Source organism: Nostoc sp. FACHB-110, assembly GCF_014697425.1.
Taxonomy (GTDB): domain Bacteria; phylum Cyanobacteriota; class Cyanobacteriia; order Cyanobacteriales; family Nostocaceae; genus Nostoc_B.
This window is the reverse complement of the sequence record NZ_JACJRU010000011.1, coordinates 63,907-79,410: the sequence shown is the minus strand read 5'-3', so window position 1 is coordinate 79,410 and position 15,504 is coordinate 63,907. Positions and strand designations below refer to the sequence as shown.

General features: G+C 42.1%; 13 protein-coding genes. 9 read left to right on the top strand and 4 right to left on the bottom strand.

Annotated features, from left to right (window positions below; translation table 11 throughout):
• Positions 1 to 175: 175 nt before the first annotated feature.
• The 3 genes from ssuC to H6G69_RS13090 all read right to left on the bottom strand — a co-directional run bounded on the left by ssuC (position 176) and on the right by H6G69_RS13090 (position 4,057).
• Positions 176 to 1,000 (bottom strand): aliphatic sulfonate ABC transporter permease SsuC, encoded by an 825-nt coding sequence (gene ssuC, locus H6G69_RS13100; protein WP_190687169.1) that lies wholly within the window; start codon positions 998 to 1,000, stop codon positions 176 to 178.
• Positions 997 to 2,136, bottom strand: a complete 1,140-nt coding sequence (ssuD, locus tag H6G69_RS13095; RefSeq protein WP_190687166.1) for an FMNH2-dependent alkanesulfonate monooxygenase — start codon at positions 2,134 to 2,136, stop codon at positions 997 to 999. Before ssuD ends, ssuC begins: the two co-directional genes overlap by 4 nt.
• A 262-nt stretch (positions 2,137 to 2,398) precedes the next feature.
• Positions 2,399 to 4,057 (bottom strand): iron uptake porin, encoded by a 1,659-nt coding sequence (locus H6G69_RS13090; protein ID WP_190687163.1) that lies wholly within the window; start codon positions 4,055 to 4,057, stop codon positions 2,399 to 2,401.
• 233 nt (positions 4,058 to 4,290) lie between these two features.
• Here H6G69_RS13090 and H6G69_RS13085 point away from each other — a divergent pair, with 233 nt between their 5' ends.
• From H6G69_RS13085 to H6G69_RS13045, 9 genes are all read left to right on the top strand, one after another.
• Positions 4,291 to 4,446, top strand: coding sequence for a hypothetical protein (locus H6G69_RS13085; protein WP_190687160.1), 156 nt, complete (start codon positions 4,291 to 4,293; stop codon positions 4,444 to 4,446).
• A gap of 724 nt (positions 4,447 to 5,170) precedes the next feature.
• On the top strand, positions 5,171 to 6,796 hold the full coding sequence (locus H6G69_RS13080) for an FAD-dependent oxidoreductase (RefSeq protein ID WP_190687158.1): 1,626 nt from the start codon (positions 5,171 to 5,173) through the stop codon (positions 6,794 to 6,796).
• Entirely contained in the window at positions 6,793 to 7,122 is a 330-nt protein-coding gene (locus H6G69_RS13075) for a 4Fe-4S binding protein (RefSeq protein WP_190670343.1), read from the top strand. The genes H6G69_RS13080 and H6G69_RS13075 overlap by 4 nt, the downstream gene beginning before the upstream one ends.
• An 18-nt stretch (positions 7,123 to 7,140) precedes the next feature.
• Positions 7,141 to 8,151, top strand: coding sequence for an ABC transporter substrate-binding protein (locus H6G69_RS13070; RefSeq protein ID WP_190687155.1), 1,011 nt, complete (start codon positions 7,141 to 7,143; stop codon positions 8,149 to 8,151).
• Positions 8,152 to 8,231: 80 nt separating this feature from the next.
• Positions 8,232 to 9,716, top strand: a complete 1,485-nt coding sequence (locus tag H6G69_RS13065; protein WP_190687152.1) for an amidohydrolase family protein — start codon at positions 8,232 to 8,234, stop codon at positions 9,714 to 9,716.
• 177 nt (positions 9,717 to 9,893) lie between these two features.
• Complete coding sequence (locus H6G69_RS13060; protein ID WP_190687149.1) at positions 9,894 to 11,378, top strand: amidohydrolase family protein; 1,485 nt, start codon at positions 9,894 to 9,896, stop codon at positions 11,376 to 11,378.
• A gap of 217 nt (positions 11,379 to 11,595) precedes the next feature.
• Complete coding sequence (locus H6G69_RS13055) at positions 11,596 to 12,420, top strand: class I SAM-dependent methyltransferase (RefSeq protein WP_190687147.1); 825 nt, start codon at positions 11,596 to 11,598, stop codon at positions 12,418 to 12,420.
• A 197-nt stretch (positions 12,421 to 12,617) separates the two neighbouring features.
• Positions 12,618 to 13,715: an aliphatic sulfonate ABC transporter substrate-binding protein gene (locus H6G69_RS13050; protein ID WP_190687144.1), complete on the top strand. Its 1,098-nt coding sequence runs from the start codon at positions 12,618 to 12,620 to the stop codon at positions 13,713 to 13,715.
• A gap of 63 nt (positions 13,716 to 13,778) precedes the next feature.
• Positions 13,779 to 14,642 (top strand): TauD/TfdA family dioxygenase, encoded by an 864-nt coding sequence (locus H6G69_RS13045; RefSeq protein WP_190687141.1) that lies wholly within the window; start codon positions 13,779 to 13,781, stop codon positions 14,640 to 14,642.
• 75 nt (positions 14,643 to 14,717) lie between these two features.
• On the opposite strand, the gene H6G69_RS13040 is transcribed toward H6G69_RS13045, so the two are convergent.
• Positions 14,718 to 15,137, bottom strand: a complete 420-nt coding sequence (locus tag H6G69_RS13040) for a response regulator (RefSeq protein WP_190687138.1) — start codon at positions 15,135 to 15,137, stop codon at positions 14,718 to 14,720.
• Between the last annotated feature and the right edge of the window lie 367 nt (positions 15,138 to 15,504).

Sequence of the window (15,504 nt, the reverse complement as noted above, 5' to 3'; positions counted from 1 at the left end):
CTATTCCCCACTGCCTCTCTCGAAGAGAAGTTAAGATGTAAGAATTCAGAATTCAGGATTTAGAAGGTTAGAAAATTTAGTTGCAGCTTTCTCAATCAAATATATTAATTATGCGCTCATCACTCTTAAATTCTGACTTCTGGCTCCTGGGTGCTGAATTCTTCCGTTAGGATTGCTATACATTTTGATAATTAGGATGCCAAGCTAACCATTTTCTTTCTAAAAATCTGGCAGTCGCATCTGCTAATTTGCCCAATAAGGCATAAATAAAAATACTCAAAACTACGACATCAGTTTGCATGAATTCACGGGCATTCATCGCCATGTAACCTAATCCCGAATCAGCAGCGATTGTTTCGGCAACAATTAGTGTCAACCACATAATTCCTAAAGAAAAGCGCACACCGACAAGAATTGAAGATAATGCCCCTGGTAAAATTATTTGCCACAAAAGTTGTAGAGGCTTTAATCCGTAGACTCTTCCCATTTCAATCAAGCCTGGGTTGACGCTACGAATTCCATGAAATGTATTTAAATATAAAGGGAAAAATACCCCCATAGAAACTAGAAATAATCTGGCTTGATCACCAATGCCAAACCATAAAATCACTAGGGGAATTAATGCCAAGTTAGGAATGGTTCGGAGCATTTGTAGGGAACTATCCAAGAGTTTTTCGGCAATTGGAAAAATCCCGTTGAGTAAACCTAAACTAAACCCAATACTACCCCCAACTACAAAACCAGAAATTGCTCGTCCAGCGCTAATTCCTATATGTTGAAATAATTCTCCGGTAGAAGCCAATTTAATTGCTGTAATGACAACACCGCTTGGTGCAGGTAAAATTCGGTTGGAAAGTAAACCAACTCTGGATGATAGCTCCCAAAGTATGACTACACTAATCGGCACAATCCAAGGAACTATTTTTTGGATTTGCTGATTTTGGAATAACTCATTCAGCGAGATGCTGATATTTTTGGCGTTTTTTAAAGTTATAGTCATGAGGCACTCGTTAGTTGTTTAGCAAGTTTTTCCCGGGCAATGGAAGTCAAAACTGGTTGTGTGGGCGGTGTTAGTTCTGGTTCACTTTGCAAAGGCAGGTGAGGAAATAATAATTCGGCAGTCCGATAAGCTTCTTCTAGATGGGGATATCCAGAGAAGATAAAGGTTTCTATCCCTAGTTGTTGATACTCCAACATCCTGGCAGCTACAGTCTCGGGATCACCAACTAACGCTGTACCAGCACCACCTCTGACTAATCCAATTCCTGCCCAGAGGTTGGGGCTAATTTCTAGAGTTTCTCGACTGCCGTTGTGTAGTTGTGTCATCCTTCGCTGCCCTTCGGAATCGGAACTAGCAAAGGCTTTTTGGGCTTGGGCGATCGCATCTTCATCGATGTATTTAATCAACTCGTTGGCTGCATCCCAAGCGGCGGACTCGGTTTCGCGCACAATGACGTGCAAACGAATCCCAAAACGCACGCTTCTACCTTGGGCGGCGGCTAGTTGCTTAACTTCAGCAATTTTTTGCGCTACTTGTTCTGGCGGTTCTCCCCAAGTTAAATAAGCATCTACGTGTTTGGCGGCAACTCGCTGGGCTGCTGCTGATGAACCACCAAACCACAGTGGCGGATAGGGTTTTTGAAGAGGTGGAAATAACAGTTTACCGCCTTGAATATCCAGGTATTTACCTTGAAAATTCACTGTTTCCCCACTCATAATTCCCCGCCAAACTGTGAGGAATTCATCAGTTAAGTCATAGCGATCGTCATGACTTAGATGCAAGCCATCTCCTGCTAATTGCTTTGGTTCTCCACCTGTGACGACGTTAATTAGTAATCGCCCATGCGACAGCCGATCAAAGGTTGCCGCCATCCGGGCCGCAAAGCTTGGTGAGCTAATTCCAGGGCGAATTGCTACTAAGAACTTCATCCGCTTAGTAACAGAAATCAAAGAGGCGGCTGTTATCCAGGCATCTTCACAAAAAGGCCCTGTGGGCAATAAAGCACCTGTATAGCCTAAGTTATCTACTGCTTGGGCAATTTGCTGTAAATACTCTGGAGTTGCATCCCGTCCTCCAAGCTGTGTTCCTAAATATTGTCCGTCACGCGCCGTGGGTATAAACCAAAGAATTTGCATTATTGTTAAGCTAGCTTAATAAACTACGGTTTTTTGGTAGACTTACCGTATTTAATAGTGATGATTGTACCGTAAATAATGAAAAAATCAAGACCCTATTCTGTCTATTTGAAGAAGTAATTTAGAGAGCAAGTGTGAGAAGATAGGTTGTTTTGAGATTAATAGAGGAAGTCAAGGTTACTTGTAAAAACAGGCTCCAGAAGGCTCAAACTCTGTACCAGTAACTTTGCCGTCTACCAAAAACCTCTAACTCACTGATTGCTTAGAAACTAAAGCTTGTCCGTAACGCACCCACCCAAATGGCATCGTTAGCGTCATTATGCTCTGGATTAGTAATGACATAAACAGTTGGTGTCACCCTAATATTGTCATTAACGCGGAAGGTATAAAAAGCTTCTAAATGTAAAGCAGTATCTGGATCTTCTCGACGTGCTGCACTTGGTGTTGGTCTGTAGTCGTTACTTGTAACTTTAGGCGGTACACCAACAATAAATCCACCCACATTACCTTCTTTAAACAAATCTGGGAATGCCACCGTCAGCGCGCCATTGATGATAGTTGCATCGTTATCAGTGCCGACTTCTTGATGCGCTAAGGTATAGCCAAACCAACCACCTAAAACAACACGACGGCTAGCTCGCCAGTTAAATTCCAGCCCAAAATTATCACTTGTAGTCGCATTCTGTTGAAAAGGATTTCTAGCAAAAGCACTACCTGTACCACCAGTCAAGTTAAAACCAGTACCAGTGCCAAAATATTTACGTGCATAAGTTAGACCAACATCTAACTGGCGACTAGGCGATAAGGTCAATTGAGCAAATGCGATGCTATTACCGTTAGAAAATCCGGTGTCTGGTAGATTCGCTTGGGTGTTATTAACTGTGTAACCTAAGCTTAATTGCAATTGATTACTAAATTTGTATCCAAAAGCTGCCCCTGCACCGTCAAAACCCGGACGATAAACAGTTGGGTTAAATGTGGCAAAACGAGAAAGCGCGCCATTTAAACCACCAATAGAAGCGTTAAGTGTCGGTGTATAAAGGGCTGGTTGCAATGCTCTCGGGCCTACCCAAACAGTACCGTTTTTACCCACAGGAAAACGGTAAACTATCTGACTAACATATACTCCTTCGGTTCCATCACTATCAAAGGTGAAACGGGTCATGGCTGTCCCCGTACTGTTAGTGAGGTTAGGAATATTGTTGCTGCTTAAAATCATTGATAATTGATCTCTACCTGTAAAACTGGTTTGGAAAGTCAATCGAGAACGATAAGCGAAAAAGCTCCGACTATCGTCTTTTGTATCATTAGCAGCTGTATTATTGGCCCGATCGCCAAAGGTATCACCGACAACAAATATTGCATCACCTAGTAGTTTGGTGGTGGTGGAAAACTGATTGGCTTCTACTTCCGCAGTCCGCACTTCTAAGTTTTCAATTCTCCCACGTAACTCTTGCAATTCTGGAGCAAATTCAGCTTGTAGCTTTTGCAGAGTTGCTAAATCTTCTTTTTTGACCAAATCAGCAGTATTAGAAGCAATCAACTCACTCAGGCGGTCAAGTGCTGCATTTAAACCTGCGGCAAATTCGTAACGCGTTAAAGCGCGATTGCCTTTAAATGTACCATCTGGATAGCCGGCGATCGCACCATAGCGTTCTACTAGTGATTGCAACGCCTGAAACGCCCAATCTGTAGGTCTGACATCCGATAGTTGCGACACGGATGTGACTTGTCCGGTAATTTCTGTTGGCGAAGAAGAAGCTTCTGGAGTTATTTGCGTGGGCAAGATATTTTCTTTGACAGGCTCTTGTTGTGCTTCTATGTTGGGAACAACATCTGCATTTGCTACAGACGCAAAAAATAACAAGCCATTCAATACAGTTGGAATAACTAGCAAATATTTCCACAAAACTTTAGACATGGGTCTGGACTCACAATTATTCACTGGATTTATGTTGTTTCTGTCTTCAAGACAAAAATTTTAGAGATACAAGTGCTTACACCATCAGATAACAGTTGATTTTTTAGCTTGAATAAATCGCAAATATCGGAACCCGGTTTGATTTGCGAATCTAGTTGTGTAATCAGGTAATAGGGTTGAGCTAGTAGGAAAGAAGCTTTTTGTGGGTGTAATGATTTTTTCCCCAATCAAATATGAGTCCTATAGAAGGATTTATCTTGGCTAAAAAATTTAAATTACCGATGATTGAAGGCAATTGTTTTGTTGTTAATTGCTATGGTGATTTTGATGAGAAGACTTTAGTTGTAACTTTCTTCAACATCAAAAATCAGCTTTTATCTCTGAGATGACTTTTGGCTACAATAGAGATAAATTATTGTTAATTTTCTCTGGTTTTATAGCTAATTTGTCAAGTAACTTTTTTAAAAAAATATCTATTTTTAATGACAAATGCTGGTTATCAAAAAATCTTCATGAATTTTTAAAACCATTTTTTGAGTCTGGCTGTACCATGACAAAATATACTACTAACGCTATTTTTCACTCACTGACTATTGAATAGGGACTGGCAAAAATTAAATTATTTAACCATGAAGCATCATAGATATTGAAAAAGAATCTTTGTCTTTATCTGCACCCCTGATGATTGGATATTTTTTTAGTTGGCAGTTCTTTAGTAACTTTGAGACTACTTGAGAAACAAGCCAACTTGTGGTCTAGCATCAATAGCAGATATTTAAACAACAGTAAGTCTATCGATATTACGTTGTTTATGCTTACTCTTGTGATAGTTGCATAAACTAATGTAAAAAGCAAGACTTTATTTCCCAGCAGGGTGACTTCATATAACGTTACTTGAAAATTGCTCATAGATACTTGCTTTTTTTAGTGAACCATGAGAAACTTCGTTATGAATTAAACTACGGTAAATCGGTCAAGTTGCCGTACGAAAAGCCTTACAGCGAATCTACTGGCAACCCACCGCAAAATTTGTAGCGAGGCTGTTAGTAAGCAGCTAGTAAAAAAGCGAACAATTTTCTCCGGTGTGCAGCTATCAATGGGGAGAGAAGGTGAATGTTAAAGACGTTAGTAAATAATTTTGCACTCAATTTAGAGGCTGATGTGCTTGTAATTGGAGGTGGCCCGGCAGGTACATGGGCTGCTTGGAGTGCTGCGTCTGGTGGGGCGAGGGTGGTTTTAGTAGACAAAGGTTACTGTGGTACGTCGGGATGTGCGGCGGCCTCTGGTAATGGAGTTTGGTATGTACCACCCGAACCAGAAGCACGAGAAATTGCAATGGCGAGTCGAGAATCATTAGGGGGATTCTTAGCCAACCGCCATTGGATGAAGCGTGTTTTGGATCAGACATTTACGAACGTCAACTTACTAGCTGATTGGGGTTATCCCTTCCCCACTGATGATGAAGGTAAACCATATCGGCGATCGCTCCAAGGCCCAGAATATATGCGGCTAATGCGGCGGCAAATTCAACGGGCAGGTGTAAAAATCTTAGACCACAGCCCCGCCTTAGAACTTTTAGTAGACGCAGAAGGCAAAGTTGCCGGCGCAACTGGGATTAACCGCCAAACTCATGAAAAGTGGAGAGTCATATCAGGAGCAACCATCATCGCCACAGGTGGTTGTGCATTCTTGAGCAAAGCGTTAGGGTGCAACATCCTAACTGGGGATGGTTACTTGATGGCGGCAGAAGCAGGTGCCGAAATGTCGGGTATGGAGTTTTCCAATGCTTACGGCATCTCTCCTGCCTTTTCCTCAGTCACCAAAACCCTCTTCTACAACTGGGCTACCTTTACCTATGAAGATGGCACGCCCGTACCTGGCGCAGGTTCCCAACGTGGACGGTCTGTAATTGCAGAAACCTTACTGCAACAGCCTGTTTACGCAATTTTAGATCAAGCGTCCCCAGAAATGCGCTCATCTATGCGTTCAGCCCAGCCCAACTTCTTCTTACCCTTTGACAGAGCGCGAATTGACCCATTTACTCAACGTTTTCGCATTACCTTACGCCTAGAAGGTACAGTGCGCGGTACAGGTGGCATTCGGATTACTGATGAAACTTGCGCTGCTTCAGTTCCTGGATTGTATGCAGCTGGTGATGCGGCTACCCGCGAATTAATTTGTGGTGGGTTTACAGGTGGCGGTAGCCATAACGCCGCTTGGGCAATTTCCTCTGGTTATTGGGCGGGAAATTCGGCGGCGCAGTATGCCTTAAACTTAGGAGAACAAGCAAATCAACGCCTTGTTCGCGGCGTGGGTGAAGCAGCATTACAACCACAAGCTGAGAATGTTTCTAGCCCAAACATCAACGAATTTATCCAAGCCGTACAAACCGAAGTCTTCCCCTACAATCGCAATTATTTCCGCACAGAAAAAGGCTTATCCGATTCTCTTTCCCGCCTGGATAATCTGTGGCAAATAATCCGCGATACCCAAATAGAAGACAGTCAACTCATCCGAGCGCGAGAAGCCGCCGCAATGGTAGCGACAGCAAGATGGATGTACAACAGTGCCTTGGAACGCAAAGAAACACGGGGTATGCACAAACACCAAGACTATCCCCAACAAGATACGAATCAACAGCATTACTTAATTAGCGGTGGTTTAGATCAAGTTTGGGTTAAAACTCAACCACTCAGCAGTACCGATAAATCTTTATCAGTAGCAGGAGCAGCAGCGTGATTGAGTTAGTCAGCGAGTCACGATGTATTCAGTGTAATCTCTGCGTTAACGTTTGCCCTACAAACGTATTTGATATTGTACCTGATGCACCGCCCACAATTGCACGTCAAAGTGATTGTCAAACCTGCTTTATGTGCGAATTATACTGCCCCGTTGACGCTCTTTATGTAGCACCAGACACGGAGCTACAAACCTCAGTTAACGAGGCAGAATTAGCGGCTACCGGATTATTGGGCAGTTACCGCAAAAATGTTGGTTGGGGAAAGCAGCAAACTTCTACTGCCAAAACCGACCAAACATTTCAAGTCTTAAAACAGATGAAATAAGGAGTAATCAATATAGATATGCTGTCGTTCGCAGTAGGAAATAGTTTCTTCAGACCAAAAACAATATCAACTGTAGTTGTTTGCTTCCTGCTGCTACTAACAACAGCTTGTAGCCAAGGCAGTAATAGTTCTAAAGTCCAAGCAGAAAATGTTAGTCCGGCTGTAACTACCTTACGCATAGGCTATGTGGGGAGTGCAGAACCTACAGGGCCTTTAGGTTGGGCAAAAAAACAAGGAATATTAGAACGAGAACTGCAAAAATCTGGATTTCAGAATATTACCTTTGCCAGATTTGGTAACGGCCCAGATTTGAATGAGTCTCTGGTTGCAGGACAAATAGATGTTGGTTTTTTGGGGGATACACCAGCCGTAGTTCTAAAAGCTAGGGGTATTCATACCAAGTTGCTGCGGATTACTCAATTTAATAACACCGCTTGGCTAGTAGCAAAGAAAAACGGGGCAAATTCTTTAGCTGAACTCAAAGGGCAGAAAATAGCTACCCAAAAAGGCTCATATATGCACCGCTACCTGTTGGGTTTATTAGATCAGACAAAATTGGCTAAAGATGTCAAAGTTGTTCACTTAATGAGTACCGAGGCAAAGTCAGCTTTAGAACGTGGTGATATTGCGGCTTATGCAACTTCTAGCGATATGGGGCCTTTTCTCAAATCCCAAGGGTTTCCGATAATTGATTCATCGGCAGATCATCAAGGTTTGTCGGGGACATCATTAGTAGTTGCAACAGAAAAGTTTCTCGCCCAAAAGCCAGATTTTCCTCAGAAGTTCAATACAATCCTGACAACATCTGTCAAAGATTTAAAAGCTAACTCCGAAGAATATTACAAATATCACGCTCAGACTAGTAAATATCCAGTCAACATTATCAAGACATCGTACCCACTCAATCAAGTTCCTGAAGAACCATTTCCATCTGAAGGCGTGAAACTTTTAGAAGGTACGAAAAATTTTCTGGTAGCGCAAAAGTTAGCGAAGTCAGACTTTGCTTTATCAGATTGGATGGTGAAATAGTCTTGCATCATCTCTAGTCTGAGTTAAAAAAGATTGCCATCCCCGCCATGTACTGAAAACATATAACCGGGATTATTCCTATGACTATTGCATTAGAGCGGCCGAAAAAAACTAAATCGGCGCAGATTCGGGAAAAATTGGGTTATCCCATCATTGATACAGATGTTCATACCCAAGAATTTCCCCCGGCTTTTTTAGATTATTTAGAGCAAGTTGCTGGAAGCAAAATTGTTGAACGTTTCCAAGACCATTTACCAGGTTCATCTCGTTCTAAATGGTTTAAACAATCTTGGGAAGAACGCCGCGCTTATCGGACTGCACGTCCACCATTTTGGACTCGTCCAACCAATGATGCGCTGAATTTAGCCACTATTAGTTTGCCAAAGTTACTACACGAAAGACTGCAAGAAGCTGGTACAGACTTCGCAGTTGTGTATCCTAACTTGGCAACAATGGCTCCCCACATCGGTAACGAGGAAATGCGGTTGGCTGTTTGTCGGGCGGTGAATACATACCACGCCGACATTTTCCGCCAATATGCCGATCGCCTGACACCGATCGCAGCAATCCCGATGAACACTCCCGAAGAAGCGATCGCCGAATTAGAATATGCAGTCAAAGTCTTAGGGTTAAAAGCTATTCAAATCCCCGGACACGTCCGCCGTCCGATTCCCGCCTTTGAGAAGTATGGCGAAGAAGTTGCCAATGAAGCTATTTGGATTGATACCTACGGCTTAGATAGTAAATATGATTACGACCCCTTCTGGGCGAAGTGTGTCGAATTAAAAGTTGTTCCTACCACCCATTCTAGTGGTATGGGCTGGATACAACGTCGTTCTATATCCAACTATCAATACAACCACATTGGACACTTTGCTTCTGCTGGAGAAGCACTGTGTAAAGCTTTGTTCTTCGGTGGTGTGACTCATCGCTTCCCGACCTTGAAATTTGCCTTTTTAGAAGGCGGTTCGGCTTGGGGTGCGAGTCTCTACACTGATTTGATTTGGCACTGGGATACGCGCAATAAAGACCACATGCTGGAATTTAACAACCCGGCCAATGTCAACCGCGAAGAACTCTTAGAGTATTACCTCCGCTACGGTGGCGAACATGTACATGGCCGCTTGGATGGCTTGGGTAGTGGTTTAGGCTTCCACGCTGATTTGGTAGCACCTCATGATCCTGGTGAACTGGATGAGTTTGCGTTAGCAGGAGTGAAGCAGCCAGAAGATATCCGCGATCGCTTCTTAAATAGCTTCTACTTCGGCACAGAATCAGATGATACCCGTGTTGCCCATGCTTTTAATCGGAAGGCGAATCCTTATGGCGATCGCATCAAAGCTTTCTTAGGTTCTGACTCTGGTCACTGGGATGTGCCTGATATTACTGCGGTTGCGGCTAATGCCTATTCTTTTGTCGAACGCGGGATTTTGAACGAAGAAGATTTGCGTTATTTCTTGTCGATTCATCCGTTGGAATTGTACACCAGCCTCAACCGCGATTTCTTCAAGGGAACGGCGGTGGAAACAGCAGCACAAGAGTATTTGGCAAATCAATCAGTTTGAGGAAAAAGAAACGAACCGCAAAGGGCGCATAGACGCGTTAGCGGCTTCCCGCAGGGTAGGGCGCGAAGTTATAAGAGTTTGAGAAGTTGTTTGCGTGAATTTCCTAACAGATAAATCATACCTCCTGCCTCCTGCCCTCTGCCTCCTGCCTTCTTAATTAAATTAAGGTAAACCATCATGACCATTGCCTTAGAACGTCCACAAAAATCTAGGTCAGCGCAGATTCGGGAAAAGCTGGGTTATCCGGTCATCGATACCGATGTCCATACCCAGGAATTTGAACCAGCAGTCTTAGATTATTTAGAACAAGTTGGTGGAAGTGCGATTGCCGAACGATTCAAAGAACATTTACCAGGGGCTTCCCGCTTTAAGTGGTACAAGCAAAGCTGGGAAGAGCGTTTTGCATATCGCACCAATCGGCCTAACTGGTGGGGTCGTCCTACCAAAAATACTTTAAATCTAGCTACTATCAGCTTGCCAAAGTTACTGCACGAACGGCTGCAAGAATCGGGTACAGATTTTGCTGTCGTCTATCCTAACTTGGCGACGATGGCTCCCAATATTGGCAATGAAGAAATGCGTCGGGCTGTTTGTCGGGCGATTAACATTTACCACGCTGATATTTTCCGTCCCTATGCTGATAGAATCACCCCAATTGCAGCTATCCCAATGCACACGCCCCAAGAGGCGATTGAAGAATTGGAATATGCGGTGAATGTTTTGGGACTGAAAACAATTCAAATCCCTGGTTACGTGCGTCGTCCGATTCCGGCTTTTGAGAAGTATGGCCCGGAAGTAGCGAATGAAGTGGTTTGGATTGATAACTTTGGCTTGGATAGTGAGTATGATTACGATCCATTTTGGGCGAAGTGCGTTGAATTAAAGGTGATACCAACGACGCACGCTTCTAGCCAAGGTTGGACGACTCAACGCTCCGTTACTAACGCCCAGTATAATCACATCAACCACTTTGCGATCGCCGCCGAAGCACTCTGTAAATCCCTATTCTTTGGTGGTGTTACCCGTCGCTTCCCCTCCTTGAAATTTGCCTTTATGGAAGGTGGTTCGGCTTGGGGTGCTAGTTTATACGCCGATATTATCTGGCATTGGGAAACCCGCAACAAACAGCATTTGTTAAGCGGGAATGACCCCAGGTTAGTAGATAAAGAAGCCCTCACCGAATACTATGCGCGTTATGGTGGCGAATTAGTGCATGGTCGGTTGGATCAAATTGGCGATGGTTTAGGATTCCACCATCACTTATTGGCTCCCGAAGACCCAGGTGAACTAGATGAATTTGCCTTAGCTGGAATTGAGAAACCAGAAGATGTGCGCGATCGCTTCTTGAATCACTTCTACTTCGGCACAGAATCTGATGATACCCGTGTATCACAGGCATTTAACCGAGCAGCCTTACCTTTTGGCAATCGAGTCAAAGCTTTCTTAGGTTCCGATGCTGGTCACTGGGATGTGCCGGATATTACTGCTGTTGTTGCCAATGCTTACGCAATGGTAGAGCAGGAAATCATCACTGAAGAAGATTTACGTTATTTCCTCTCCATCCATCCTTTAGAGTTGTACACCAGCCTCAACCGCGACTTTTTCAAAGGTACAGCAGTTGAAAAAGATGCAGAAAAATATTTGCAAAAGTCTGAAGTATGAAGTAAGAATTCTGAAATCAATACAACTTCATAAATCAGGTTTTCTGCAATTGATCATGTCAAAAAAATCATGATTAAGAAGTAAAAGTCTGAAGGATAAAAATTTCCCACTTCATACTTCAGACTTCACACTTCAATACAGTTGTCTACTCGTTAACTCTAGGGTGGGCATAATTAAATGTCCATCCTATTTTCCTAACTTAAAAGGAAATTTTATAATGGTACAAGCATTAAAAACCCTTCCTAATTATGACCCAACCTTATTTGAAGGTGCTGCGGAAGGTTACGCTCAGTACAGAACTAAATATCCACCTGAGTTATTTGCTAAATTAACAGAAATATTTAAGCTTAACGGTCAAGGCAGACTTTTAGATTTAGGTTGTGGCCCAGGATTAATTGCTATTCCTTTGCGGACTCAATTTACCGAAGTAATTGCGATAGATCCCTCTTCAGAAATGTTGCAAGAAGCGCAACGTCAAGCAGCATCAGAGGGGGCAAATAATATTACTTGGATAGAAAAAGGCGCAGAACTTATTGACTCTAGTTTAGGAATATTTAATTTAGTTACCATCGGTAGAGCTTTTCATTGGATGGAGCGAGAATTAGTATTAGAAAAACTTTATGAGCTACTTGCTGATGATGGTGGCATAGCCCTAATTAATACTAACGAAAATCCTTGGTCAAGTAATCTTCCTTGGAAACAAGCCGCTATTAGTGTTGTCAAAAAATGGTTAGGTGAAGAACGTCGGACTGGACAAAGAGGACAAGGTGTTCGTAAACCAGTAGATCCTCCCCATGAAGTGGTAATTGCTAATTCTGCTTTTGCTCGTCAAGAAGTGTTTGAAGTTCCATTTCAAAAAACTTGGACAGTCTCTAGTTACCTTGGCTATTTATACACAACAGCTTTTGCCTTAAAAATTTTCTTTGGTGATAATGCGCCAGCATTTGAAGCTGATTTGCAAGAGACATTATTAGCAGTTGAACCTTCTGGAGAATTTACAGAAGAAATTACAGCTAATATTCATGTAGTTTGGAAGCATTAACCAAGCAAAATTTTCAAGTTAAAAAGAGGGTTGATGTAATAGATTTTGATTAATCTACAACCTTCTAGAATATAGGTTTTTAAAAGTTGCCTCCTAACAGTTGATTGAGTTTTCAGTCCCTCATCGAGTCAATACAGGGTGGGTAATTAATATCCACCCTATTTCTTAATTTTTATCCAGGCATTACTCAGCAAACTATGTCAATCTCACCCGAAAAATTTAACTTCCTGAAACATCTCAAAATTAACCGTCGTTCTCTACTATTTGTAGCCGGTTATTCTTTGGCATTATCAACGACTCTGTTTAGTTGTAATGCACCATCTAACAATAACCAACCACAAGCAGCCGCACCAAATAATGCCGCACCAACTAACACTAATACTGAAAAACAAGTGGTGCGAATTGTGCGTTCAAAACAACTTTCAGCACTAGCTGTTTTAGAAAAACAAGGTAATTTAGAAAAAAGATTAGAAACACTCGGTTTTAAAGTAGAATGGCCAGAATTTGCTGCGGGGCCACAACAATTAGAAGCTTTAAATGCGGGTGGACTTGATATTGCATCAACCGCAGAATCACCACCAGTATTTTCCCAAGCCGCAGGCACACCTCTTGTCTATCTAGCTACTACGCAACCTAGTGGTAAAGCTGTCTCACTGCTAGTTCCTAGTAACTCTCCTGTGAAATCTATTGCTGACTTAAAAGGTAAAAAAGTTGCTTTTCAAAAAGCATCAATTGGTCACTATCTTTTAGTTAAAGCCTTAGAATCAGGTGGATTAAAATTAAGTGATGTACAGTCTGTATTTTTACCTCCACCAGATGCTAACGTAGCATTTAGCCAAGGCAAAGTAGATGGCTGGTTTATTTGGGAACCATTTGTAACTAGAGCAGTACAAAAGAAAGTTGGTCGCGTACTTTTAGATGGGGGAAGTTTACGCGATACAGGTAATTTTTACTCAACTACAAGAGATTTTTATCAAAAGCATCCCGATGTCATCAAAGTATTTTTTGAGGAGCTAGAAAAAGCAGAAATTTGGACTAAGGAGCATCGTGCAGAAGTAGCAAAATTATTAGCTCCAGTGACTCAGCTTGATGAGCCTACCCTAGAAATTATGCACGAGAAGTATGACTATGGCTTGAAACCAATTACCGAACAAGTAATTGCTAAACAGCAAGAAGTTGCAGATAAATGGTTTACATTAGGTCAAATACCAAAAAAAGTAAATGTGAGAGAAGGATTTTTAACTCCTGAAGAATATGCCAAAATCACTCCGGCGGATGTGTTGGCGAAAAAGTGAGAAATAGGGAGTAGGGAGTGGGGAATTTTGTAGAAATTTTTCGTGCAACCGTGAGGAGAAATTATGCCAACATTGACGTTAACAGAAGTAAAAATTACCCAAATTGATGCACCTTTGGGTGCAGTAGTAACTGGGTTGGATGCGAGTCAACCTGTTGCACCGGAAGTAATTTTACAACTGAAACAAACTTTGCGCGATCGCCACATTTTAATCTTCAAAAATCAAAAGTTGACTGATGAGCAACTGGTGAATTTTGCCTATTATTTTGGCGATTTATATGTTCCCCCAGATGACGTTCCTGTGTTGGCTTCTCAACCAGGTGTCACACCAGTAGTCATTAACGTTTCTAATGTTGATGGTGGTTATACAGGTACGGGAGAATTAGCCTTCCATTCCGATCACCATTGGACTCCGCGTCCTTCTGCTGGTTCGTTGCTTTATGCTTTGGAAGTGCCAAGCCAAGGTGGTGATACTTATTGGTTAAACTTGAATTTGGCTTATGAAACTTTGGATGAAGCAACTAAACGCCGAATTGCAGATTTACAGTTAATTACCTACAATCCATTTTTACGCGATCGCTCCGCACCCAGAACCAAATATCGTCTTGACCGCAATATTCCGTTAATTAGTCCTGTGTTCCCCCATCCTTTGGTCAGAACACACCCAGAAAGCGGGAAGAAAATTCTTTATTTGGACTACGCCACAGAAGTTGAAATTGTCGGTTTAGCACCAGAAGAGGGTGCAGAACTCATCGAACAGTTGCGAGAACATTTAAATCAACCGCAGTTTTACTACCAACATAAATGGTCTGTCGGCGATATTGTTTACTGGGACAATCAAGCTACCTTACACTACCGTCAAGCTTTTGACCCCAATGAACGCCGCGTAATGAAGCGAGTTAGCCTCGCAGGTAGCCGTCCTTTTTAAAAGCTTGCACTGGAAGCATCCCAAATGTGAGATATCGTGTCCGGTTGAAGACTTATCATGACACCGGACACGATATTAATCACTAATTGATGGCAAATTCCAGCCTAATACTTTAGCAATTTGAGTAGGAAGTGAAATAGGGTCAAAGGGTTTAAGAATAACACCGACAATTTGATACTTTTCTAAAATATGCGAATCAAGCCACTTGGCTTCTGCACTGAAGAAAATTATCGGAGTTGCTTGAGTTTTTGGATTGCTTCTGATCTGATTAATCAACTGAAAATTAATTATGTTATGTCCTGATGAATCCATAACAATCGCATCAGGACTATTGATTGCAGATAGTTGCAATCCAATTAATGGAGAGTCAGCAATGATTACGTCCCAACCAGCTAAATCTTGTAAGCAAAGTTCGACAACTTCGCGTACTCTAACTTCATTATCGATGAGTAATATCGTTTTGGTTGTTATATTTACCTCTTCGATAATATTCATTTAATTAAGCTCCAGAAAATTGAAAAATCTTCATGGTAAAGTAGTAATTTCAGACTATACCGTACTTTTTATGCTGAGTTAATCGCCTGTGAACAGAAAACAGGAAACATGGATGTTAGACAAGTATATTTTCTTTGTCGAGTCAGCTTTTCGGTTTTTAAAATCGCTACTTTTGCATAAAAAGTATTGCAGAATCTAATTTCATTCTTCATCTGGAGTACAGATAAATCATCGTAGTCTAGAAATTAGTAAGTTAGACTACGAGCAATCTGATTAATCGAGAGTCAGCAATTATTACATCCCAGCCAGCTAAATACAGAGAGTCAGCAATCGTTACATCCCAACCAGCTAAATCTTGTCGGCAAAT